This window comes from Pseudomonadota bacterium, assembly GCA_026388275.1.
Lineage (GTDB): Bacteria > Desulfobacterota > Syntrophorhabdia > Syntrophorhabdales > Syntrophorhabdaceae > JAPLKB01.
Genome location: JAPLKB010000016.1, coordinates 45,108 through 68,191, shown reverse-complemented (window position 1 = coordinate 68,191; position 23,084 = coordinate 45,108). Strand labels below are relative to the sequence as shown.

Annotated in this window: 26 protein-coding genes; 24 read left to right on the top strand and 2 right to left on the bottom strand. The window is 41.7% G+C overall.

Annotation, left to right across the window (positions count from 1 at the left end; genetic code table 11):
* Positions 1-146: 146 nt before the first annotated feature.
* Both NT010_04560 and NT010_04555 read left to right on the top strand, forming a co-directional pair.
* The gene (locus tag NT010_04560) at positions 147-788 is read left to right on the top strand and encodes an HAD-IB family phosphatase (GenBank protein MCX5805328.1); all 642 of its coding nucleotides are present in this window, start codon (positions 147-149) and stop codon (positions 786-788) included.
* Between the two features lie 3 nt (positions 789-791).
* Positions 792-1,277: a C40 family peptidase gene (locus NT010_04555; GenBank protein MCX5805327.1), complete on the top strand. Its 486-nt coding sequence runs from the start codon at positions 792-794 to the stop codon at positions 1,275-1,277.
* A 4-nt stretch (positions 1,278-1,281) separates the two neighbouring features.
* Here the strand turns inward: NT010_04555 and NT010_04550 are convergent, their stop codons facing one another.
* Positions 1,282-1,713, bottom strand: coding sequence for a thioredoxin family protein (locus NT010_04550; GenBank protein ID MCX5805326.1), 432 nt, complete (start codon positions 1,711-1,713; stop codon positions 1,282-1,284).
* A 251-nt stretch (positions 1,714-1,964) separates the two neighbouring features.
* Between NT010_04550 and dnaA the strand changes: the two genes are divergently transcribed.
* From dnaA to der, 15 genes are all read left to right on the top strand, one after another.
* The gene (gene dnaA / locus NT010_04545) at positions 1,965-3,299 is read left to right on the top strand and encodes a chromosomal replication initiator protein DnaA (protein MCX5805325.1); all 1,335 of its coding nucleotides are present in this window, start codon (positions 1,965-1,967) and stop codon (positions 3,297-3,299) included.
* A gap of 120 nt (positions 3,300-3,419) precedes the next feature.
* Entirely contained in the window at positions 3,420-4,505 is a 1,086-nt protein-coding gene (dnaN, locus tag NT010_04540; GenBank protein MCX5805324.1) for a DNA polymerase III subunit beta, read from the top strand.
* 4 nt (positions 4,506-4,509) lie between these two features.
* Positions 4,510-6,885 (top strand): DNA topoisomerase (ATP-hydrolyzing) subunit B, encoded by a 2,376-nt coding sequence (gene gyrB, locus NT010_04535; GenBank protein MCX5805323.1) that lies wholly within the window; start codon positions 4,510-4,512, stop codon positions 6,883-6,885.
* Entirely contained in the window at positions 6,882-7,490 is a 609-nt protein-coding gene (gene coaE / locus NT010_04530; GenBank protein ID MCX5805322.1) for a dephospho-CoA kinase, read from the top strand. The genes gyrB and coaE overlap by 4 nt, the downstream gene beginning before the upstream one ends.
* Positions 7,480-8,733 (top strand): transcription termination factor Rho, encoded by a 1,254-nt coding sequence (gene rho, locus NT010_04525; protein MCX5805321.1) that lies wholly within the window; start codon positions 7,480-7,482, stop codon positions 8,731-8,733. The genes coaE and rho overlap by 11 nt, the downstream gene beginning before the upstream one ends.
* A 1-nt stretch (position 8,734) precedes the next feature.
* Positions 8,735-8,941 carry a 50S ribosomal protein L31 gene (gene rpmE / locus NT010_04520; GenBank protein MCX5805320.1) on the top strand — a complete coding sequence of 69 codons (207 nt, stop codon included), beginning with the start codon at positions 8,735-8,737 and terminating at the stop codon, positions 8,939-8,941.
* Positions 8,942-8,946: 5 nt separating this feature from the next.
* The gene (gene prfA / locus NT010_04515; GenBank protein MCX5805319.1) at positions 8,947-10,011 is read left to right on the top strand and encodes a peptide chain release factor 1; all 1,065 of its coding nucleotides are present in this window, start codon (positions 8,947-8,949) and stop codon (positions 10,009-10,011) included.
* A gap of 13 nt (positions 10,012-10,024) precedes the next feature.
* Positions 10,025-10,846 carry a peptide chain release factor N(5)-glutamine methyltransferase gene (prmC, locus tag NT010_04510; protein ID MCX5805318.1) on the top strand — a complete coding sequence of 274 codons (822 nt, stop codon included), beginning with the start codon at positions 10,025-10,027 and terminating at the stop codon, positions 10,844-10,846.
* Complete coding sequence (gene murA, locus NT010_04505; GenBank protein MCX5805317.1) at positions 10,843-12,117, top strand: UDP-N-acetylglucosamine 1-carboxyvinyltransferase; 1,275 nt, start codon at positions 10,843-10,845, stop codon at positions 12,115-12,117. The genes prmC and murA overlap by 4 nt, the downstream gene beginning before the upstream one ends.
* On the top strand, positions 12,098-13,372 hold the full coding sequence (gene hisD, locus NT010_04500) for a histidinol dehydrogenase (GenBank protein ID MCX5805316.1): 1,275 nt from the start codon (positions 12,098-12,100) through the stop codon (positions 13,370-13,372). Before murA ends, hisD begins: the two co-directional genes overlap by 20 nt.
* Before the next feature lies 1 nt (position 13,373).
* The gene (hisG, locus tag NT010_04495) at positions 13,374-14,243 is read left to right on the top strand and encodes an ATP phosphoribosyltransferase (protein ID MCX5805315.1); all 870 of its coding nucleotides are present in this window, start codon (positions 13,374-13,376) and stop codon (positions 14,241-14,243) included.
* A gap of 61 nt (positions 14,244-14,304) precedes the next feature.
* The gene (gene hisB / locus NT010_04490) at positions 14,305-14,889 is read left to right on the top strand and encodes an imidazoleglycerol-phosphate dehydratase HisB (protein MCX5805314.1); all 585 of its coding nucleotides are present in this window, start codon (positions 14,305-14,307) and stop codon (positions 14,887-14,889) included.
* 47 nt (positions 14,890-14,936) lie between these two features.
* Positions 14,937-15,539, top strand: coding sequence for an imidazole glycerol phosphate synthase subunit HisH (hisH, locus tag NT010_04485; GenBank protein MCX5805313.1), 603 nt, complete (start codon positions 14,937-14,939; stop codon positions 15,537-15,539).
* A 3-nt stretch (positions 15,540-15,542) separates the two neighbouring features.
* Positions 15,543-16,706 (top strand): MFS transporter, encoded by a 1,164-nt coding sequence (locus NT010_04480; GenBank protein MCX5805312.1) that lies wholly within the window; start codon positions 15,543-15,545, stop codon positions 16,704-16,706.
* Positions 16,707-16,779: 73 nt separating this feature from the next.
* Positions 16,780-18,096: a ribosome biogenesis GTPase Der gene (gene der / locus NT010_04475; GenBank protein MCX5805311.1), complete on the top strand. Its 1,317-nt coding sequence runs from the start codon at positions 16,780-16,782 to the stop codon at positions 18,094-18,096.
* 404 nt (positions 18,097-18,500) lie between these two features.
* On the opposite strand, the gene NT010_04470 is transcribed toward der, so the two are convergent.
* Positions 18,501-18,719 carry a hypothetical protein gene (locus NT010_04470; protein MCX5805310.1) on the bottom strand — a complete coding sequence of 73 codons (219 nt, stop codon included), beginning with the start codon at positions 18,717-18,719 and terminating at the stop codon, positions 18,501-18,503.
* 444 nt (positions 18,720-19,163) lie between these two features.
* On the opposite strand from NT010_04470, the gene NT010_04465 reads away from it, so the two are divergent.
* From NT010_04465 to NT010_04435, 7 genes are all read left to right on the top strand, one after another.
* Positions 19,164-19,409: a hypothetical protein gene (locus NT010_04465; protein ID MCX5805309.1), complete on the top strand. Its 246-nt coding sequence runs from the start codon at positions 19,164-19,166 to the stop codon at positions 19,407-19,409.
* A 1-nt stretch (position 19,410) separates the two neighbouring features.
* Entirely contained in the window at positions 19,411-20,463 is a 1,053-nt protein-coding gene (locus NT010_04460) for an endonuclease NucS (protein ID MCX5805308.1), read from the top strand.
* Positions 20,464-20,659: 196 nt separating this feature from the next.
* Positions 20,660-21,541, top strand: coding sequence for a hypothetical protein (locus tag NT010_04455; GenBank protein MCX5805307.1), 882 nt, complete (start codon positions 20,660-20,662; stop codon positions 21,539-21,541).
* A 113-nt stretch (positions 21,542-21,654) separates the two neighbouring features.
* Positions 21,655-22,179, top strand: a complete 525-nt coding sequence (locus NT010_04450; GenBank protein ID MCX5805306.1) for a hypothetical protein — start codon at positions 21,655-21,657, stop codon at positions 22,177-22,179.
* 125 nt (positions 22,180-22,304) lie between these two features.
* The gene (locus NT010_04445) at positions 22,305-22,529 is read left to right on the top strand and encodes an addiction module protein (GenBank protein ID MCX5805305.1); all 225 of its coding nucleotides are present in this window, start codon (positions 22,305-22,307) and stop codon (positions 22,527-22,529) included.
* Positions 22,526-22,837: a type II toxin-antitoxin system RelE/ParE family toxin gene (locus tag NT010_04440; GenBank protein MCX5805304.1), complete on the top strand. Its 312-nt coding sequence runs from the start codon at positions 22,526-22,528 to the stop codon at positions 22,835-22,837. The genes NT010_04445 and NT010_04440 overlap by 4 nt, the downstream gene beginning before the upstream one ends.
* Before the next feature lie 42 nt (positions 22,838-22,879).
* Complete coding sequence (locus NT010_04435; protein MCX5805303.1) at positions 22,880-23,029, top strand: hypothetical protein; 150 nt, start codon at positions 22,880-22,882, stop codon at positions 23,027-23,029.
* Positions 23,030-23,084: the final 55 nt, after the last annotated feature.

Sequence of the window (23,084 nt, the reverse complement as noted above, 5' to 3'; positions counted from 1 at the left end):
TTACAGTGCTTTCTGAATTTGATTACACAATTGACGGGTGTGATGGTTAAGCGGCGCCGGCATTAAAACAAACCGCGGTATATATAGCTGGCGATTTATTCTTAAGATCAGATAGATTTTTTTATTTTTTGGTGATATAAAAGCTGATGCCAATAAAAATAGTTTTTTTCGACTGTGATGGTACGCTAACAAAGGTAAAGAGCAGTTGGGAATATATACACAGAAGACTTAACATATGGGAAAGCAATGCCGACGAGTTTCAAAGACTATTTAAAGAAGGCAGCATAGACTATGGTGAGTTCTGCAGAAGAGATGCTCTTTTGTGGAAGGGGCTTCCATTGCATGATGTTCTGAAGATAGTAGGTCAGATACCTTATCAGGAAGGCGCGAAAGAAACATTGGCAGCGCTAAAAGAAACGGGAATTTTTACGGTAATAATCTCAACGGGCCTTTCCTTCGTTGTGGACAGGGTGAAGAGCGATCTTGGAATACACATGTCTCTATCAAACGAGCTATTGGTAGAAAAGGGCATTCTTACGGGAGAAACCCGGATTAATGTCGAATACGACAGAAAAGGGCATTGGGTTGAAAAAATATTAAAGGACATGGGCATAGAAAAGTCAGCAGCTTGTGCAATCGGTGACGGGGAAGGCGATAAGGGCATGTTCGAAGCCGTTTCCCTGTCCATAGGGTTTCATCCCTGTTCTAACATGAAACCCTTTCTTACGCATTCTATTCAAAACGGCTCCCTTGCCGGCATGGTTGATATTATAAAGGATTGTCCTTAAAAAATGAAGATAAGGCGGTATATATCCATTGTTGAGCGCCGGTATACAAAATTATTGTTTATCGTGGCTCTCCTTGCTGTTATTGTTGGTTGTGCTCCTAAACAGGTTAAGATTTATGAGCCTGTGGAGGGGGTGAGGAATGACATTATTCAACACACCATTGCACTTCTTGGCAAGTCTTACAAAAATGGCGCAAAAGGTCCGGATGTGTTTGACTGTAGTGGCCTTATTTACTATGTATATAAAAAGGTTAATATAACTCTTCCTGTCATGACGGAGGGTCTGGTAAAAACCGGTTATGATGTTCCGCGGGACAGTGTTTTACCTGGAGATCTTGTGTTTTTTAAAATAAAGAAGAATCTCCATTCAGGTATAATGATAAATAAAACAGATTTTATTCACTCCTCGAGTTCGAGGGGCGTTACTGTAGATAATATAAACTCAACATATTGGCAAAAAAGTTTTGTCGGTTTCAGAAGTGTTTTATAGTACTCTATGATGACATAAAAGTGCGCAAGCTCATTTTTTTATAGTGTCTTCCCTTTAGGAACGCGAGAATTTTTTTAAAATCGTTCTTTGGTTTGTAACCGGGTATAGATGCAATGCCATTTCCTGCCGGATCAAGAAGATATGTGGTGGGATAACCTCTTACATTATAGAGCCTTGTCATTTGTTGTGCTTTGTCAACATCGACTCTCAGGTAGACGGTTTCCTCGCTTAATGCCTTTTTTATTTCTTTATCAAACAATACATCCCTATCCATTGCATCGCAATATCGGCAATATTTACTATAGAAATAAATAACCACGGGTTTATCTTCGGCTTTTGCCTTCTTTATTGCCTCGCTATATTCGTCTGCAACAACGGGTGTAGCCATAATGGCAAAGAGAAGAATAAGGGTCAGCGTTAATGTTTTTTGTAACATATCGTGTCTGACATATTAACAGAACATATAAAACCAATCAATAACAATCTAATAGGGTTAGCCCTTTGTGGTCGATGCTGATTTTTTAAGTGTTTAAGAAAAATGACCTATGTTTTTTATTACACAGTATGTCTCTTATAAAAACAGTTGAATTTTTCTAAATATTATATTACTATGTTGTTTAAGCCTTTCTACAACACTTAAGTTTTCCACATATGTTGAAAAAATGTTGAAAAAACAATTTTAGTATTATGTCTGATATATTATCTCAAATAAAAGCGAAGATTGCGGGTATAATAAGCGAGGACAGTTTTAAAACCTGGATCGAGCCAATAAAATATGTAGATTATAAGGACTGTAAATGCCTTGTTTCCGTACCAAACGCATTTTTCAGGGACTGGGTTATTGAGAACTTTGAGCCTGTTCTTCTTGTTCTTATAAAAGAAATTACAAAAGAAAACTCAAAAATTGAATATATATTAAAAAAGGAAGAGGAAAATAGAGACAAAAAGGTTGTTGCAGTAAAAAGAGGTGAGCAGTATAATACCTTTAATACAAAGTATACATTTAATCCGAAATACACGTTTGAAAATTTTGTAGTAGGGGGAAGTAACCAGTTTGCAAATGCTGCATGCCTTGCTGTATCGACAAACCCAGGAAAAACATATAACCCGCTTTTTATATATGGCGGAGTAGGATTAGGAAAAACACACCTTTTGAATGCGATAGGTAATTTTCTCATAAAACACGGGAATAAAGGTGCTGATCGTATTTGTTATATTACAGCGGAAATATTTATGAATGAACTTATAAACTCAATAAGATATGACAAAATGGATAATTTTAGAAATAAATTCCGAAAGATGGATATTTTATTAATAGATGACATACAATTTATTGCCGGCAAAGAAAGGACACAGGCGGAGTTTTTCCATACTTTTAATGCACTTTATGACAACATGAAGCAGATTGTGGCTACAAGCGATAAATTTCCCCGTGATATCGAGAATTTTGAAGAGAGGTTAAAATCACGTTTTGAATGGGGTCTTATTGCTGATATACAGTCTCCGGATATTGAAACAAAAGTTGCGATTCTAAACAAAAAAGCAGAGCTTGAAAATATTGACCTTCCGAACGATGTTGCTTTTTTTATCGCATCCAACGCAGAAGATAGCGTAAGGTCTCTTGAGGGTTCTTTAATCCGGGTCGGTGCATTTGCTTCTTTAAGTAACACCCCTATAACGCTTGATCTTGCAAAGGAAGTTATGGGTAGCATTATTAAAGAAAAAAAGAAAGAAATTACAATAGATGTGATCATAAAAGAGGTCACCAATTACTATTCTATTAAGATTTCAGATATTAAGTCGGCAAAAAGGGTGCGGTCGGTTATGGTGCCTCGTCAGGTTGCTATATATCTTTCAAGAAAATTGACTGATCTTTCCCTGGTGAGCATTGGTGAAAAGTTTGGCGGAAAGGATCACGCCACTATTATCCACTCTATTAAAAAAATTGAAGAAGAAATTAAAGTTAAAAAAGAGTTGAAAAACACTGTTGAAAAGTTGGAAGCGAAGGTTAAGTCTACATGACCACACACAGTTTAAACATTCTTTATTTTTTTATTGTTTCTAATGCATTTGGTTTAATTAACAATTTTGGTTTATCAACAATTCAACATCATATATTACTATTACTATAAAGGAGAATATATGAACATAATATTAGATAAAAACATTTTTCTTGCTCCCATTGCAAAACTTGCAAGCATAACTGAAAAAAAATCTCTTATGCCTATTCTTTCAAATCTTCTTATAGAATTTGGAACTGAAAATACAAAAATTTATTCTACAGATCTTGAGATAAGCGCTATAGGATATCTGGATTGTAAAGTAGATACTGAAAAGAAAATAATATTGCATGGAAGAAAATTGCAGGAAATACTCAGAGAAATGGATAATGGAGATATTAATCTGGAAATTAAAGAAAATATGTTAATAATAAAACAGAAGCAATCCGAATTTGTTTTAGGTCTGCAAGACCCTGAAGAGTTTCCAGAGGTTAAGAGTATAACAGGACAAGAAGAATTTATTGTAAAAGGCAGTTTGCTGCTCGAAATGATAAATAAAGTGGATTTTGCTGTGTCAGTTGATGAGACCAGATATGTGTTGACGGGCATGTATTTGAAGGGCACAGAAGGAAAAATGGTTGTTGTAGGGACTGATGGCTACAGGATGTCTTTATGCCAGAAAGAGATCGAAGGATTAAAGGCCTTTAAGGGCATTATAATACCTAAAAGATCTATATCGGAGATGGAAAGAGTAATAGAAGAGAAAGACGAAGTAAAAATTATGATAGATGACAAGCACGTACAAGTCAGTACGGATATGATTACACTTATTTCCAGAACCATCGAGGGAAACTTTCCTGACTATGATAATGTTATACCAGAAAATAATGTGAATATAATATCGGTTGATAAGGAAACCTTTTATAAAGGTATAAAAAAGGTTTCAGCAATAATCGGGAGATCAGAACCAGTTAAGATAAGCTTTTTGAAAAACAGGATGGAAATTGAAGCAGAATCGGATGTTGGAAGGGCGAAAGAAGTTATAGACATAAATTATGAAGGTGAAGAAGTAAATATGAACTTTAATGTGAAGTTTATAATGGATGTGGTATCGCACGTGCAAGGGAATAAAATTATTATAAAAACACCCGAGTCGTATGGTGCAGTACTCTTTGAGGGAGAAGAAGGAACAGATCACAGAAATATTATAATGCCAATAAGGATATAGCGGAATGAGTGAAAATGAAATAAGGGAGTATGGAGCAGGAAGCATAAAAATACTGGGCGGGCTTGATGCTGTTAGAAAAGTGCCGTCTATGTATATAGGAAATACCGGGTTTGAAGGACTCCACCACCTTGTGTATGAAATTGTTGATAATAGTATTGATGAGGCACTGGAGGGATTCTGCAACAGAATAACCATTACGATACACAGGGATAACAGCGTTACATGTGAGGATAACGGAAGGGGAATACCCACAGAGATGCATGAAGAAGAAAACATGCCCGCATTGGAAGTTGTACTTACAAAACTGCATGCAGGCGGAAAATTTGATAAAGATTCATATAAATATTCTGCAGGGTTGCATGGGGTGGGTTTGTCTGTTGTAAATGCTCTCTCGGAGTTTCTCGAAGTTGAGGTAAGAAGGGGCGGCAGTGTATTTTCTCAGAGGTATGAAGGCGGAAATAAAAAAACAGAGTTGAAAATAATAGGTGATACGGAAAAAACAGGGACGAAGATATGGTTTAAACCAGATAAAGAAATATTCGAATCCATAGAATTCAGCAATGAAACACTGGCACACAGGATGAGGGAAATATCATTTCTTAACAACGGTATATACATAATTCTTATGGATGAAAGAAAAGGGAAACGACAGGAGTTTAAACACGAAGGCGGCATAAAAGCATTCGTAAAATTTTTAAACAGCAATAAAAATGTTCTGTTCGACGAACCAATTTTTATAGCAAGCTCGAAAAATCTGCTTGATTCATTAGAAGTTGGCATTCAGTATAATGAAGGATATAATGAAAATGTATATAGTTTTGTAAATAATGTAAACACCCAGGAGGGCGGTACGCACGTAGCAGGCTTCAGGAGCGCCCTGACAAGGTGTATCAATAATTTCATTCAAACGAATAGCTCACAAAAAACAAAAGAACCGATATCGGGAGACGATGTAAAAGAGGGACTTGTTGCGGTTATTAATACAAAAATTCAAAACCCTCAATTTGAAGGACAAACAAAGGCAAAACTTGGAAATAGCGAAATAAAAGGTTTAGTAGAATCTGTTTTAAATGAAAAACTTGCTGAATATTTCGAATTAAATCAAAACATTGCAAAGATTATTGTAAGTAAAGTAATAGAAACAAAAAGAGCACGGGAAGCAGCAAGAAAGGCTAAGGATCTTATAAAGAGCAAGAGTTTAATAGAAAGCGGTATTTTACCGGGAAAGCTTGCTGATTGTCAGGAAACCAACCCGGACCTGTGTGAACTGTTTATTGTTGAGGGCGATTCCGCTGGAGGTTCTGCAAAACAGGGAAGAGACAGAAAAATACAGGCAATACTTCCCTTAAAAGGAAAAATTTTAAATGTTGAAAAATCAAGGCCGGAAAAGGTACTTTCAAATCAGGAGGTAAGGAACGTCTACCTTGCCCTGGGCACCAATCTGAACGGCATCGACAGGCTGAGATATAAAAAGATTATCATCATGACAGATGCAGATGTTGACGGCGCACACATAAGGACGCTACTTCTCACCCTGTTTTACAGAAAGATGCCGGACCTGATAGCAAACGGGTATATGTATATTGCACAACCGCCTCTTTATAAGATAAAACATGGCGGAAAAGAACTGTATATAAAAGACGAGGATGAGTTTGAAAAGTTTGTAACACAAAGGGGAATAGAAAAAACAGTTTGTTATATTGGTGATATAGAGATCGGTAAAGACGAATTTATGCAGAGCGTCGAAAAAGTGAGGAGTATAGAATATTATCTGAGGGACATGAAAAGGCTTGGCAAGAGAAAGAAGGTTATTATAAGCCTCCTCAGGGCACAGATCCGTAACAGGGAGGATTTTGAAGGAGGGGAAAAGCTGTATAAATTCAAGGAATATCTGGATGGTTACGGATACAGCACTGAGATAGCAAGGGACAGAGAACATAACCTGTTTACAATAAATATAGAACGAAATGACCAGAAAGGAGAGGGCAACACAATAGATTATGAGATATGCAACCAGGCTGATTATGTTGAAACCCTGGAAAAATATACGACAGTACATGACTTCTATGAAAAGAAGGTTAAAGTTGTAAGCAGTGGAAAAGAGGAAACGATTGCAAGTGCAGAAGAATTTCTAAGATTCATTAATGAAAAAGGAAAAGAAGGCATAACCATACAGAGATATAAAGGTTTGGGTGAAATGAACCCCGAGCAGCTTTGGGAAACCACGATGGACCCCTTGAGAAGAAGCCTCTTGAGAGTCACAATAGAAGATGCCATAGAAGCAGACCAAATGTTCACAGTGCTTATGGGTAACAACATCGAAACAAGAAGGGCGTTTATTGAACAAAATGCCATGAATGTCAAAAACCTCGATATATGATTCTTATCGGTATAACAGGAGTTGTCGGAAGCGGTAAAACAACCGTATCGGGCATGCTTAGAAAAAAAGGTATAGAAGTAATAGACCTCGATAAAACAGCAAAAGAGGTCGCAGAGCGGGAAGATGTAAGAAATGATATTAAGGAAGCCCTCGGCGGCCACTGTATAACAAAAGACAATATAGCCGTTGAGAAAATAAGAGAATTGGTTTTTAAGGATAAAGAGAAATTGAAAAAACTTGAAAATATAATTCACCCCAAGGTCGGGGAGCAGATGTACAGCAAAATAAAAAAACTTGAGAAAAAAGGCGTAAAAGCCATAGTGATAGATGCCCCCTTATTATTTGAAAAGGGTCTTAACAAAGAGCTTAATAAGATCGTGGTTGTTTCTACGGATGCCGTAAAGACAAAGGAAAGACTAAAAAGAAGAGGCATGGACGAAGACGATATAGATAAAAGGACGGCAATCCAGATACCACTTAAGGAAAAAGAGGCAATGGCAGATCTTGTTATTCATAACAACGGTACAGTGGAAGAACTCGAAAAAGAGGTAGACAATCTTTTAAGCAGGATTGAAGCATGGGAGGAAGAACTATATGCATCTTAACGATTTAAAAAGGAAAAGGATTGGGGAGCTAACAGCCATAGCAAAAGAACAGGGTGTGGACAACGCTTCCGGCATGAGAAAACAGGAGATAATTTTTTCTATACTTCAGGCATTTGTGGATAAAAACGAATCTGTAAACGGCGAAGGGGTGCTCGAAATCCTCCCGGAAGGCTTCGGGTTTTTAAGGTCAACCGACTCTAACTACCTGCCAGGTCCCGACGATATATATATCTCCCCGTCACAAATAAAAAGGTTCGGATTAAGAACCGGTGACACCGTATCGGGACAGATAAGACCACCAAAGGACAACGAAAAATACTTTGCCCTGCTGAAGGTTGAGACGATTAACTTTGATGATCCAAGTGTGGCTAAAGACAAGATCATATTTGACAACCTTACACCCATATATCCTAACGAGAGAATAAATCTCGAAACGATCATGGAAAATATGTCAACAAGGGTTATGGATCTCTTTACACCTGTTGGAAAAGGACAAAGGGGATTGATAGTTGCCCCGCCCAGAACAGGGAAAACCATGCTCCTGCAGCACATAGCAAACAGCATTACGGAAAACCACAAAGAGATCAGCCTCATCGTTCTTTTGATCGATGAAAGACCGGAAGAAGTAACGGATATGATGAGATCGGTTAAGGGCGAAGTTATCAGCTCCACTTTTGATGAGCCGGCAACAAGACACGTTCAGGTGGCTGAAATAGTCATAGAAAAGGCCAAAAGACTTGTGGAGCACAAAAGGGATGTTGTTATTTTACTCGACAGCATAACAAGGCTTGCAAGAGCTTACAATACCGTTGTTCCGTCAAGCGGAAAAATACTCTCCGGCGGTATAGACGCATCTGCCATGCAGAAGCCAAGAAGATTTTTCGGTGCTGCCAAAAACATAGAAGAAGGCGGAAGCCTGACAATAGTTGCCACAGCGCTTATAGATACAGGGAGCAGGATGGACGAGGTAATTTTTGAAGAATTTAAGGGAACAGGCAATATGGAAATATACCTTGATCGGAAGCTTGCTGAAAAAAGGGTATTCCCTGCCATTGATATAAATAAATCAGGGACAAGAAAAGAAGAGCTTCTCCTCAACAATGGCGATTTGTCAAGGACATGGCTATTAAGGAAAGTGCTTCAGCCTATGAATCCGGTTGATGCAATGGAGTTTCTCGTTGAAAAGTTATTGGATACCGAATCAAACAAAGATTTTTTAAATAATATGAGCAAAGGAGTTTGAAATGAAAAAAGGAATTCATCCGAATCTGAAAAACGCTTCCGTAAGGTGCGCATGCGGACATACCTTTGAAACACTGTCTGTGAGAGACAAAATAACCGTAGAAATATGTGCAAAGTGTCATCCCATTTTTACCGGAAAGGAAAAGCGGTTGGACTCAGCCGGTCAGGTAGAGAAATTTGAAAGGAGATACGGCAAGAAAAGCGCATAATCGCAATGTTTGAAAGACTGAAAGAAATTGAAGAAAGATACTGCCAAATTGAAGAAGATATGGCAAAACCTGATGCAACAGCTGATCTGGAGGCATACAGAAAACTTGCCAAGGAATATACGGAACTAAAAGAAGTTGTAGATATTTACAGGGATTGGAAAAGCAGGGCTGCCGAAGAAGAGAAAACCGCGGAGATGCTCAGGGTCGAAACAGACGAAGAAATGAAGTTGTTGATAAAAGAGGAAGCCGCGAACCTTAATGGGGAAAAGGTCAGACTCGAAGCGCTCCTTCGGGAAAAGCTCTTAAAAAGTCACGAAAAACCGGTTCAGAATATGTTCCTCGAGATAAGAGCGGCAACAGGGGGAGAGGAGGCAGCCCTTTTTGCAAGGGATCTCTTTTCCGTATATATGAAATATGCTGAGAAAATGAAATGGAAAACAGAGTTAATAGAGGCAAGCATGTCGGACCTCGGAGGCCTGAAAGAGGTCATAATGGCCATAGAAGCCAAAGACGCCTACGGTCTTTTACGTTATGAAAGCGGTGTTCACAGGGTACAAAGAGTCCCCGTTACAGAGGCCCAGGGGAGGATACACACTTCGGCAGTAACCGTTGCTGTTTTGCCTGAGCCTGAAGAGGCGGAATTTAATATAAATCCGGATGAGCTGAGAATAGACGTGTTCCGATCAAGCGGCCCCGGTGGGCAGCATGTTAATACGACAGATTCTGCCGTGAGGGTTACGCACATACCGACCGGCATAGTCGTTACCTGTCAGGATGAAAAGTCACAGCATAAAAACAAGGCAAAGGCCACAAGGGTGCTCCGTGCCCGGCTCAAAGAAAAGATGGAGGAAGAAAAAGAACAGGAGATTTCCGAGGAAAGGAGAAAACAGGTAGGAACAGGCGACCGCAGCGAACGCATCAGGACTTACAACTTTCCACAGGGCAGAGTTACAGACCACCGTATCGGCCTTACGCTTTACAAGCTTCAGGATGTATTGAACGGAAACATTGATGACATTTTAAATCCTTTGGTAGCCCATTTTCAATCAGAAGCCTTGAAAAAAGGGTAAGCAGGAATCAGGCTTGCGCATTAGAGACATATTTACAGAAAAAAAAGACATTATTGCACCTCTCGATCTTATAAACATCGTTTCACATACCCTTGCATTAAGCAAAGAAAAAATCTTTATCAACCTCGACAGGGAAGTGAAAGCAGAAGAGGCGCTGCACATAGATAAGTTGATCAATGAAAGAAAAACAGGAAAACCGCTTGCATATATCACGAAAAGCAAGGAGTTTTTTTCCGAGGTGTTCCACGTGGATCAACACGTACTTATACCAAGGCCGGAAACAGAGATTCTGGTTGAGGAAGCCTTGAGAATAATTGAAAATAACCCTGGCATTGTTAGTGTAATGGATATGGGAACCGGCTCAGGAGCAATAGGAATAATATTGGCGAAAAAAACGACATGCGAACTGTTTTGCGTGGATGTTTCACCCGATGCACTATGTATTGCGAAAAAAAACGCAGCGCATCTCGGGATAAAAAACAATATAAGTTTTGTTTGCTCAAATCTGTTTGAGGGCATAAAAGAGGACAGAAAATTTGATTTAATTCTGGCTAACCTGCCGTATATTTCTCAACAGGAGTGGGATGATCTGGCTGAAGATGTAAAAGCCTTTGAACCGAGAAGCGCGCTTTACGGCGGGGAAGACGGCGTGGAGATTTATGCAAGATTTGTAGCCGGGCTGCCGTATTATCTGAAAAAAAACGGACATGTTTTGTGTGAAATCGGCAGCGATTTACAGAGCCGGAAAATGAGAAATATGTTAGAATCTCTGGGTCTCAAAACAACACTAAAAACAGACTTATCCGGCAGGGAAAGGGTAATTACAGGATCATGAATAAATTTGTTATAGAAGGCGGGGAAAGACTTAGGGGAACGGTAAAAATCAGCGGATCAAAGAATGCCGTTTTGCCGTTGCTTGCCGCCACCATTCTGCAAAAAGGTATTTATAATATCAGCAATGTGCCGCGCCTGAAAGATGTGGATACAATGATGCGGCTTATTAATCTGCTGGGCAGCAACGCAGTCTGGTCCGGCAATGATACGCTGGAGATAGATACGCGCGGTGTCGATAATCATGTTGCCCCCTATGAGCTTGTAAAGGAGATGAGAGCCTCCGTGCTTGTCCTTGGTTCGCTAATCGGCGGATTACAGAGGGCAACGGTATCATATCCCGGTGGATGTGCAATAGGTGAAAGGCCTATAAATCTGCACCTGAAGGGGCTTTCAGCTCTTGGTTGTAAAGTGAAGGTTAAAAAAGGTTACGTGGATGTGACAGCAAAAAAAATGAAAGGTGCAACGGTGCACTTTGACACAACTACGGTAGGCGGTACGGAAAATATCCTGATGGCGGCGGTTAAAGCAAAGGGAGAGACGATTATAGAAAACGCTGCCCGTGAACCCGAAGTGGTTGATCTTGCAAATATGTTGAAAAAAATGGGGGCCAAAATAGAAGGCGAGGGAACAGAGATTATCAGAATTAAAGGGGTTGATGAACTGACCCCCTGCGATTATACAGTTATACCGGACAGGATAGAAACAGGCACGTTCCTTGTTGCCTGCGGCATCACAAGGGGCAGCATAGTTATTGAAGGGTGCACCCCGATGCACGTAATGCCGATTGTTGAAAAATTAAGAGAAGCAGGCATGGATATTACAGAGGACGGCAGCACAATAAAAGCTTCCATGTCAAGAAAACAACCGGTGGCAGCGGACATAAAAACAGCCCCTTATCCAGGTTTTCCCACGGATATGCAGGCTCAGTTTATGGCGCTTATGAGTATCTCAAGGGGTGTTAGCGCAATAACAGAAACTATTTTCGAAAACAGGATGATGCATGCGGCGGAACTCAGGAGGATGGGCGCTGATGTTAAGGTAATAGGAAATACTGCAATAATCAAAGGCGTTAAGATGCTTTCCGGGGCAAGGGTTATGGCATCAGATTTGCGTGCAAGCGCTTCCCTTGTGCTTGCAGGGCTTGCCGCCTACGGCATTACTGAAATATCAAGAATTTACCATATTGACAGAGGTTATGAATCTATAGAAGAAAAACTGAAAAAGCTCGGTGCAAAGATAGAAAGGAAAAAGGATGAAGATCTGGGATCTTGAAAAGGAATATGACGAACTGCTCTCCTTTGTCATTGAAGGAAGAGAAAAGAATAAGAAAGATATAAGAACTTCCGTTGAAGATATAAAAAAGGAATTGCTCAAATCAGGAGAAGAGGCGTTAACGTCATTTTCAAAAAGATGGGATGGATGGACAAGGGATTATCCGCTGAAAGTAAGCGATGACGAACTAAAGGAAACGGCGTCCAGGGTAAATAAAAAAGACCTTGCAGTGCTCAAGGGGATGATAAAAAATGTTGCCCATTACCACAAAACACAGGGTGGGCGCAAAAGGACATACAGGAGAAAAGGTGTTGTTGCATACGAAACCTCTATGCCCGTTGAACGGGTGATGGTTTATGTGCCCGGGGGAAGAGCGACGTACCCCTCGTCTCTGATTATGGGAGTTGTGCCTGCTCAGATTGCAGGAGTCGACAGGATATATGCTGCAACCCCGACTATTGACGGGCGTTTGGACTCCTATGTGTCTGCCGCAGCTTTGCTTCTGGGAATAAAAGATGTCTATCGCATTGGCGGGGCTCAGGCGGTGTATGCCTTTGCATATGGAATCGGGAGCATACCAAAAGTGGATATGATTGTGGGGCCGGGCAATGCCTATGTAGATGAGGCAAAGAGAGATGTTTACGGAATGGTTGGCATTGATATGCTGGCCGGACCCACAGAGCTTATTGTCCTATGTACTGAAGCATTTTCACCGGATGCAGTAGCCTGGGATCTTTTCTCGCAGGCTGAACATGATGCAATGGCCACAGTGGGTATTTTTTCACACTCAAAAGAACACATAGAGGATGTCTTAAAGAGTGTGGAAAAGCTTATGAATATAAATGAGAGAAAGGAAATTATCGAGAAAGCTTTAACAGGAAACAGTTTTTTTGTTCATTATAAGGATGTGAATAAAGCAGTCCGTGCCATAAATACTATTGCGCCTGAACATATGGAGTTATTGGGAGAAGAGAGTATTGCCTCTGATATACGGTATCCCGGCATCATATATGTTGGCCCGAACACCCCGGTTGCTATGGGTGATTACTATATCGGAACGAACCATGTTCTGCCCACAGGAGGTGCGGGCAGGTTTACAGGAGGACTTTCCGTGGACAGGTTTACAAGAAGAAAGATAACGGTCAGGATAGAAAAAGAGTTTTTAGAAAAATACGCCGACAATGCAATAAGACTGTCAAGGATTGAAGGACTTTTTGCGCACGGAGAATCTATAAAAGCAAGAAAGGGGTTGTAAAATGAAATTAAAGATCGGTTTACCCAAGGGAAGTCTGCAGGAAACAACATTCAGGCTTTTTAAAAACGCAGGCTATAATATAAAACTTCATGACAGAGCCTATGTGCCTACAATAGATGACCCTGAGTTGGAAGGGCTTGTTATCAGGGCGCAGGAAATGGCAAGATATGTTGAAGACGGCATACTTGACCTGGGGATTACAGGCTATGACTGGGTCCTTGAGCAGAATGCAAAAGTTGAAGAACTTGTAAGATTAAGATACGGGAAAATTGGTTTTCGAGGGGTTAAGTGGGTTGTTGCAGTGCCGATGGACTCACCCATACAGAAAGTGGAGGACCTGCAAGGCAAGAAGATTGCAACAGAGCTTGTGGGGTTTACCAAAAGATACCTGAAAGAGAGGGGAATAAGTGCTGCTGTAGAATTCTCCTGGGGTGCCACAGAAGTAAAACCGCCGCTTCTGGCCGATGCCATAATAGAGGTTACGGAAACAGGGGCATCACTTAAAGCAAACAATCTGAGGATTGTGGAAACCATCCTTGAATCGGAGACAGTGCTCATCGCGAACAAAAACTCATGGAAGGATGAGTGGAAAAGAAGGAAGATGGAAAACATCGTCATATTGTTGAGGGGAGCGCTTCTCGCAGAGGAAAAGGTGGGGCTCAAGATGAATTTGCCCAAGGGCAGATTGGATGAAGTGGTAAAGACGCTCCCGTGCCTGCGCACACCCACAGTTTCTACCCTTTCCGATAGCGACTGGGTGGCAATTGAGGTTGTTATAGATGAAAAGGTTGTAAGAGATATTATACCTAACTTAAAAAGGGCAGGAGCAGTTGATATTGTTGAATATCCGCTGAACAAGGTAATCCCATGAAGACAGTTTTGAGTTTTGAGTGTTAAATGTTAAGTTAAAACACCAAACAAGAGGGGGAGCCATGAAAAGAGAAGCAAGGGTAAGCAGAAAAACAAAGGAAACGGCTATTAAAATTAACTGGGTCATCGACGGAGAAGGAAAATATGTCGTATCGACAGGCATCCCCTTCTTTGACCACATGCTTCACCTGTTTTCAAAGCACGGTCTCTTTGACCTTGAAATTGAAGCAAAGGGAGATACGGACGTAGATTGCCACCATACAGTAGAAGATATAGGCATTGCTATGGGCAAAGCATTCAGGAAAGCCATAGCTGATCTTGAAGGATTGAAACGTTACGGATATGCTGTGACACCTATGGACGAATCCCTGTGTATGATGGCTATAGATATCAGCGGCAGGCCGGCCCTTGTGTGGAAAGGCAAGGTGCAGGGCACAACGGGGACTTTTGATGCAGGGGTTGTTAAAGAATTTTTCCAGGCCTTTGTAAACGAAGCAAAGATAACCCTGCACATGAATCTGTTTTATGGTGAGAATCTCCATCACAAAATAGAGGCTATCTTCAAGTCTTTCGGCAGGGCATTGAAAGATGCAACAAAAAAAGACGAAAACATAAAGGGAGTGCTTTCAACAAAGGGCACGCTGTAAGGCAATAACAGCAAGAATTAATCATTAAAAACAGGAACGGACAGGCCATGATAGCAATTGTTGATTACGGCATGGGCAACTTAAGAAGTGTAACAAACGCTTTCAGGAAGCTCGGCGGCGACGTTGTTGTAACAAGGAAAAAAGAAACAATCAAGTCATCAGATGCCATCATACTGCCCGGTGTCGGCGCCTTTGGAAGGTGTATTGAGAACCTGAAGAAATTTGAACTCTTTGATCTGATAAAAGATCTGATAATGAATGATAAACGATATTTCGGGATATGCCTGGGCATGCAGACATTGTTCGAATCAAGCGAGGAAGCGCCGGGTATCGAGGGGATGGGTGTGATAAAGGGCGATGTGCCGAGATTCAGTGGTTCAATGAAGGTGCCGCACATGGGATGGAACAGCATAGAGATTCAAGGGGAGAACGATATCTTTAAAGGCATAAACAGCGGAGAGTTTTTTTATTTTGTTCATTCATATTATTGCAGGCCCGTAGAAGATGTAACAGCAACAAAAACCGTATATGATGTTGAGTTTGCATCATCTATTCAAAGAGGCCGCCTTTTTGCATGTCAATTTCACCCGGAGAAAAGCCAGAGAGCCGGTCTTAAACTCCTGCAAAACTTTATAGATATCTGCAGATAAAAAATGAATAAAAAATTCAACCTGAAAGTGCTTCTCATACTTTCACTCGGCCACCTTACCGTCGATATTTATCAGGGTGCGCTCCCGGCCACACTCCCCTTTCTGAAGGAGAGCCTCGGGCTTTCGTATACCATGACAGGCCTTATAATGATGGTATCAAACTTCAGCTCTTCTATACTCCAGCCGCTATTCGGTTTTTATTCGGACAAAAAGGGAAGAGCGGTTCTTCTTCCCGTCGGCTTGCTGTGTGCAGGTGTCGGCCTATCCCTTCTCCCGGTATTTTCGAGCTACACCGTTGTCCTTGTGCTTGTTATAATAAGCGGACTTGGCGCTGCGTCCTACCACCCGGAGGGGTACAAGACTGCCCATTTTTTTACTGGAGAAAAGAGTGTTACCGGCATGTCCATATTCTCTGTCGGCGGGAACATCGGTTTTTCATTGGGACCCCTCCTTTCTATTCTTATTATCCAATACCTCGGGTTTTCTTCTCTCCCTCTGATTATACTGCCGGCGCTTGTATGTACGGCAATAATCATCTACTACAGAAAGGCCATTGCCGTTCCTGTGCTCGAACATGCAGAACAACAAAAAACAGCCACTAAAGCACCCGCGGGCGCTTATATCTCTCTTTTCATTATTATTGGAATTGTTGTGATGAGGACATGGACACAAATGGGCCTTGTAACATACATTCCCTTTTATTACATAAATTATCTGAAGGGTGATCCGCTGTTTGCAGGCAAGCTTGTATTTACATACCTCTTCTGCGGTGCGGCAGGGACACTCATCGGCGCGCCTTTTGCCGACAGGTGGGGACATAAATTATTCCTGACAGTATCCATGCTGCTTGGAGCCGTTACACTCCCGCTTATATTCGTGCCCTTTGTCCAGAAAAGCTATCTTCTCTTTGTAGTTCTTGGACTGCAAGGCATGTTGATGATCTCAACATTTTCCGTAACTATTGTTATGGCGCAAAAGCTCCTCCCGAACAGGCTTGGCGTTGCTTCCGGCCTCATGGTAGGTTTTGCTATAGGGACGGGCGGCATAGGGGTAACACTGCTCGGCGTTGTAGCAGACAATTTCGGCGTGCCCTTTGCTCTTGAGTCCATAATGATCCTGCCTTTTATCGGCTTTATTTTAAGTTTGATAGTAAGGTATAAAGGATGAACAGTAAAGAAATTTCCATTATACATGCTTTGTCAATGTTATAATGCTAATAAATTTAGTATAAAAGGAGCATATGAAACCTATTATAAGTATCGTCGGCAGGCCGAACGTAGGCAAATCCACCTTCTTCAACAGGATTATCGGTTACAGGAAGGCAATAATAGAAGATTCACCTGGTGTTACAAGGGACAGAAATTACGGGGAGTTCGAGTTTGACGGGAACAATTTTATCCTTGTTGATACCGGAGGCTTCGAACCTTCCTCGGAAGACAGCATTTTCCGGTTGGTAAAGGAACAGATACATGTGTCTATGGAAGAATCTACGGCCATTATCTTTATTCTGGACGGCAAGGACGGCCTTCTTCCGCAGGACAAAGAAATTGCAACGGATTTGAGAAAACATGATAAACCGGTTATTTATGTGATAAACAAGGTTGATTCCAACAAAACAGAGACCGCTTCAGCCGAATTTTACGAGCTGGGCGTAGAAAAGATTTTTACGATCAGCGCCCTCCACGGCATAGGGATCGGGGAGCTGCTGGATGAAATATGCGATGTAGTCAACAATCAGGGATTTCAGCCTTCGCCGGAGGCTGAACCGACGTCGGGAATTCGCATTGCTATTGTGGGGAAGCCGAATACAGGAAAATCCTCCATTACGAACAAACTGCTCGGGTCTCAGCGGATGATCGTAAGCGACATACCCGGAACTACAAGGGATTCCATCGATTCTAAGATACTTTATAAAGACAATGAGGTCATACTTATTGATACTGCAGGGCTACGGAGAAAAAGCAAGGTCTCCGTAAAGGTTGAAGAACATTCCGTATCAAGCGCCATTCACAGCATAGACAGGGCAAACATAATAAATCTGATCATAGATGCCCAGGAGGGGGTAACCCATCAGGACGCAGGCATTGCCCATACAGTTGTATCGCGGGGCAAGGGTCTGTGCATTGTTGTCAATAAATGGGACCTTGTAAAGGGAGAAATGGACACAAAAGTCTATAAAAAGATGGTCTTAGAAAAACTTCCCCATGCCTCATTTTCTCCGGTGATTTTCGTATCTGCTGTAACCGGATTGAACATAGGGGGTATTATTGATACGGATTTGAGGATACATGGCCAGATGGAAAAAGAGATAGGCACGCCAAAGCTGAATAAAGCCATTGAAGAATCTATCCAAAGGGTAAGTCTCCCGCATGTCCAGGGTAAACAGCTAAAGATATTCTATGCAAGCCAGACCAAGACCTCGCCGCCGACCTTCATGCTTTTCTCAAATTATCCCAAGTTCATACCCGAACATTACAAGAGATATCTTGAGAACTCACTCCGCGATAAATTCAGCTTCATGGGTGCGCCTATACGGTTGGTGTTCAGGAAGAAATAGCGACATTGCTGTTTCGGGTTTTTTCTTTGAACGGGCACCAGCATGATTGCAATACCCATCTGCGGCGATCTGCTTCGCCTTGCGATCCTTCGACGTACATTGAGTACGCCTCCGGCCTGCAAGGCTTACAGCCCATCCACATCTGCTGTATTGCTTCCATGCTGGTGCCCACTCAATCCGGTTTCACATAAGCGCTTATGTGAAACCGGAAGTAAAATATAGTTCTTTTGGTATATTTCGGTTTTTTCTTAAATAGGTTTCAGCAAGCTTTCCAGATTTTTAGAAATATATGCTAATAGGCAAAAAGCGTCTGTCGCAATTTATACACTACCATTTGTTTTTGTGAGGAAAGAATCTTCCTGAATCAATTAAGGATTGATTCAGCGTTGGAATAAGATATTTGTTTATTGAATAACTGTTTGCTTTATACCCTGTTTGAAAGTGCCCTGGGCATTCAGAAAGTCCCTTCGTACAATACACCTGGAATCAAGACGGGTGAATCTTTTTCCTACCCAGTTGCTTATCGCCTCTTCTATTGTACCTTCCCACACCTTTCCCCTGAAAAGCTTGAAGTCGTTTGAAATGGTTACCGACTTTGCTTCGATGCGGATTGTTGTTGCCATAAAAGACTTATCGGCAGATAAGGGGAAAATATAAAGCAGTTACTTATTTTCCTGCGATTCATGGCTTTTTTCAATCCAAACGATTCCCTGCAGCTTGTTGCAGGGTTACTACTTTCCCTCGCCCCTCCGGGGGAGAGGGCGGGGTGAGGGGGATATGAGCCTCTTTCCGATGATATCCCGCAGCTTGCTGCGGGGAGGTTCATTACCAACAGAAATTATTTAATAATATCCGAAGTTATAGCAAAATCCGCTATAGACTCTCCTTTGCCACAATCACCGTAAATTACGATATTAGTTTTTGGTATTTATTATCACTAAAAGGGAATACCATGTAATAAAAAGAAAGAAAATTACACATTTATTGCTTGTATTTCCTTAATCAATTCATGTAGTATTGAAATAAAAACGATATTCGTATATTAATTGTTGGGACGGAGGAAAATCATGAGAAAAACTGAAGATTCACATGTGACAATGCGAAAAGGCAATTCAGGCCTCACCGTTAAGATCAATCTTTGGTCATTGGAAAAGGTAAAAGACGAATTCGACTCTGAATCGGCTCGTTTATGGATCAAGGGGCAAGCTACCCATGCCGATACAGGTGAGGTGAAGAAATTCAATGATGCCGGCGAACTCCTGAGAATCCTAGGACAATGGAACGTCGCAAAGCTTAACGAATTGAGGAAATGACATGAGACTCTTCGGCATACATAGCAACGGCAAGTTTGGCGAATACGTACAGACACCTTTCCACGTAGACCATGAAGAGGCCGTGCTAGAAGGCTGGCTTGAGACCAATCCCGACGGCATTGTCGAAGATGGCAAAATCCTTATCATCGGTCGTCAGGTCGTCACGAATTTCGGAGGTTTTATTGACCTCGTAGGCGTTGACAGGCAGGGAACAGTTGTCGTTGTCGAATTGAAGAGGAATAGAACACCGCGCGACACGCTCGCGCAGGCGCTTGAATATGCGTCCTTCGCTGCGCGTCTTGATACCGGACAGCTTGAGGGTATACTCCGCTTGTACCTTAATGACGAGTCATTGAACCTGGCAGAACACCACCGGGCATATTTCGAGCTTGGCCTTGACGAAGCCATCGCCTTCAATAAGGACCAACGGGTGGTGATTGTAGGCCAGCGGGTCACGCCTGAGATAAGACAAACGGCTTCTTTTCTTCGGTCTAAGGGAATTAAGGTTACCTGTGTCGAGTTCACCTTTTTTCAAGGCGAAGGCGGGACACGCCTTCTGTCGCAGGAGATTGTCGTCGGCAATGAAGCTGACAAACCCTCCCAAGTGGCTTCGGGTTCCTTGCCAACGGTTACCGAGGGGGCTTTTCTATCCTCACTCGACGACAACGGCAAAGCCGTCTTTTCGCGAATACTGGCACTCGCAAAAGACAAATTCATGCCCATTCATTGGGGAACCAAGGGTTTCTCCCTCAATGTCGATCTTGACGGTACCCACGTTGCCGTCTGCTACGGCTATCCAATTGGAGCCGTTTACAAACAGTCGGTTTACACTAGCATGGCCGGTCAAGGCAGCATGACAAGCAAGACGGCAGTACCTGAAGACGTCATCAAAGAGCTTCGAAGAAAGGCCCAGGCAACGCGTCTGTTCAGCCCGGCAGGTCGAGAACTGAAATGTCCGATTAATCGAAGCTTTTCTGAAGCTGAAGTCTCGGCTGTGCTGGATTGGATTGAAGATGTTGTGGAAGCGATCAAAAAGCATGGCTTGAAGGAATGACCGCCGAACCACTTGGTGCAGCCAATCGCCCATAAAGCGAGCTCTGGCTGACAAGGGTGTTAGCACGAACACATAAGCAGTTGGATAAAAACATGACTAATCAAGAAAAAATAAATGAATATATATAAGGAAATATCCAGATTGTCTGGAAGAGGTATTCGGATATCATGCTGTATATAAAATAGCCGATGATATTTTGGATGCCACAGATTCGGGTAAGTATTACGCCACATTGAAGTTTTTGCAGAAATATTGCATCCCCGAAAATGTCTCAAGTGTGTCAGGTTCCGGAGATGGTGACCCGAGGAAATATCCCGACATAAAAAGCGTCATTAATGATTGGAAATTTGTTGTGGCTGGAGGTGTTGCAGTTGATGTCAACGTATCCAAACCCCAAAAAGAAAAAAAGCCGGAAATCTCTATTGGCCTGCAAATGAAACAGTCATTGAAATTAACAAGATTTCCAGATTATTACCAACAATATTCTTGGAATGGAAAACATAAATTATTCGGGTATCCAGCCGATTCATATCCAGACTTTCATTGGATAGATTCTCTCGAAAAAAGGTTTATCTGGTTGCGTAATAACTCATTGGAGCAGAACACCGCTTCCAAGTACCTGATTCAAGAAATGATTGAGTGGGGTGGAAGCCAGAACGGAGTGTTACAGAAATTCAATGATGGAAGTGGAGAGATAAATCTCCTCCAACTGGTTCAAGAGATTATTGCCAACCTGGATGCTCCACAAAGGGCAATCACAAGCTCGCTTTCGCTGCCAGGTCTTGGTTTAACTTACGCATCAAAATTTTTGCGCTTTATGGCACCGGAAAAATATGGCGCGCTTGATTCAAGAATTCGCGGCGCTCTATTAAAGCGGAACCTACTGCGCAAGATAAATGACGGACATATCAACAGTATGGTAGATGGCTATCTCGAATTCTTGAAGCTTTTAAATAATCTGAAGGGCCGGTTAGAAAAGCAACAAATTAAGAAACCTTATGACAACTTATCGAATTCAGGTCTTTGGAGACTATCAGAAATCGAGATGGCGCTGTTTCGTTGGGCTGAGCTGCAATGAAAAGTGCTAACAATTGCATACACCCGGACAGCAAAAAGCGCCGCTCCTTTAGTCGCTCTGCTTTTTGCCGCCGGTGATGCGTGGCGTTAAGTGCCCAATAAAAGAGGAAAGAGATGGAAAAGACATCTGACATCTATGAGAAACTGTATCACTACACCACTTGGGATGGGTTACTCGGAATCCTGAAAACCCAAACTCTGTGGGCAACTCACTACAAATTTCTTAACGATTATTCAGAGATCGTTTTTTTCAGGGACAAACTGGTATCCTTGATTCTTCCCTATGTGCGTGAAGCATACGAGAAATTTGTTAAGCAATCTCCACACATAGAAGAGAAAATTAGCCGGAAAGGTGGCCTGGGCCAAATTATTCAGCACGACGCGGAAGTAGTCGTTGGTGCACAATACCGCGCGACTGGTCATGAAATCTATATTCTTTCATTCTGCGGGCAGCACAAAAATCCTCACATCAACAACAATGGGCTATTGAGTCAGTGGCGTGGTTATGGATCTGGAGGCGGCTTTGTTTTAGTATTCAATACTCAGAAGCTGGAAGAAATAATGGAGATAGAAGCAAAAAGGTTTGAATACAGGAAAGGGGACATGGGGACGTCCTTCAATATTTCAATTGAGAAATAGATATGAAACCAAAACCCAGCCCACGTTCGCTGCACCTTTGTGTTATGTAACCAAAAGAATGATATCACCGCACATCGGGGAAACATGATATAATAGAAGAATAGATTCGACAAGGAGGTAACATGATTAAAACCGAAGAGCTTTTTGATGAGGCTATTTCATTGCCTGTAGAAACAAGAACATTACTTGTAGACAAGCTTCTGCAAAGTTTAAATCCCACTCGGACTGAGATAGACAAACTGTGGGCAAAAGAGGCAGAGAAGCGGGTTGAAGAAATAAGAAAAGGCAAGGCAGAAACGATACCAGGAGATCAGGTATTTAGAAAAATACTCGACAGGACCGGTTCTTGAAGTATTCTTTTCATCCAACAGCGGAAAAAGAGTTGAATCAAGCTGTGGACTACTACAATGAATGCCAGGGTGGTCTTGGTCTATCATTTGCGAAAGAGATTCATTTGGCAATTCAAAATATTATATCATTTCCAAATGCATGGCCGCCTCTGTCAGCAAATACCAGAAGGTGCTTGATGAAGCGCTTCCCATACGGTGTTATATATCAAACCACCAATGAGGAAATATTTATAATTGCCGTCATGCATCTAAACAGAGCGCCTGATTATTGGAAAACAAGAGAAATGACCGAACGGGGACACAGATAACACTTTAGTATTAATTCATAGACACACAGAAAGGAGGTGTCTATGGGTTGGAACAAGATGATCGAAAATATCGATTTTATATCATTTCGTGTGATTACAGACAACGTGTCCGTTGCGTTTGCTACAAATGTTGTAGCAAAAAGTAAAATCTCTGTAAAGCCAATACAGGCTTTGGTTTGGCCAATTAAGTAAATTTTTCGTTCACAGTGAACGAAAGCATATAACCCTTTTGAAAAATGTCTTTATT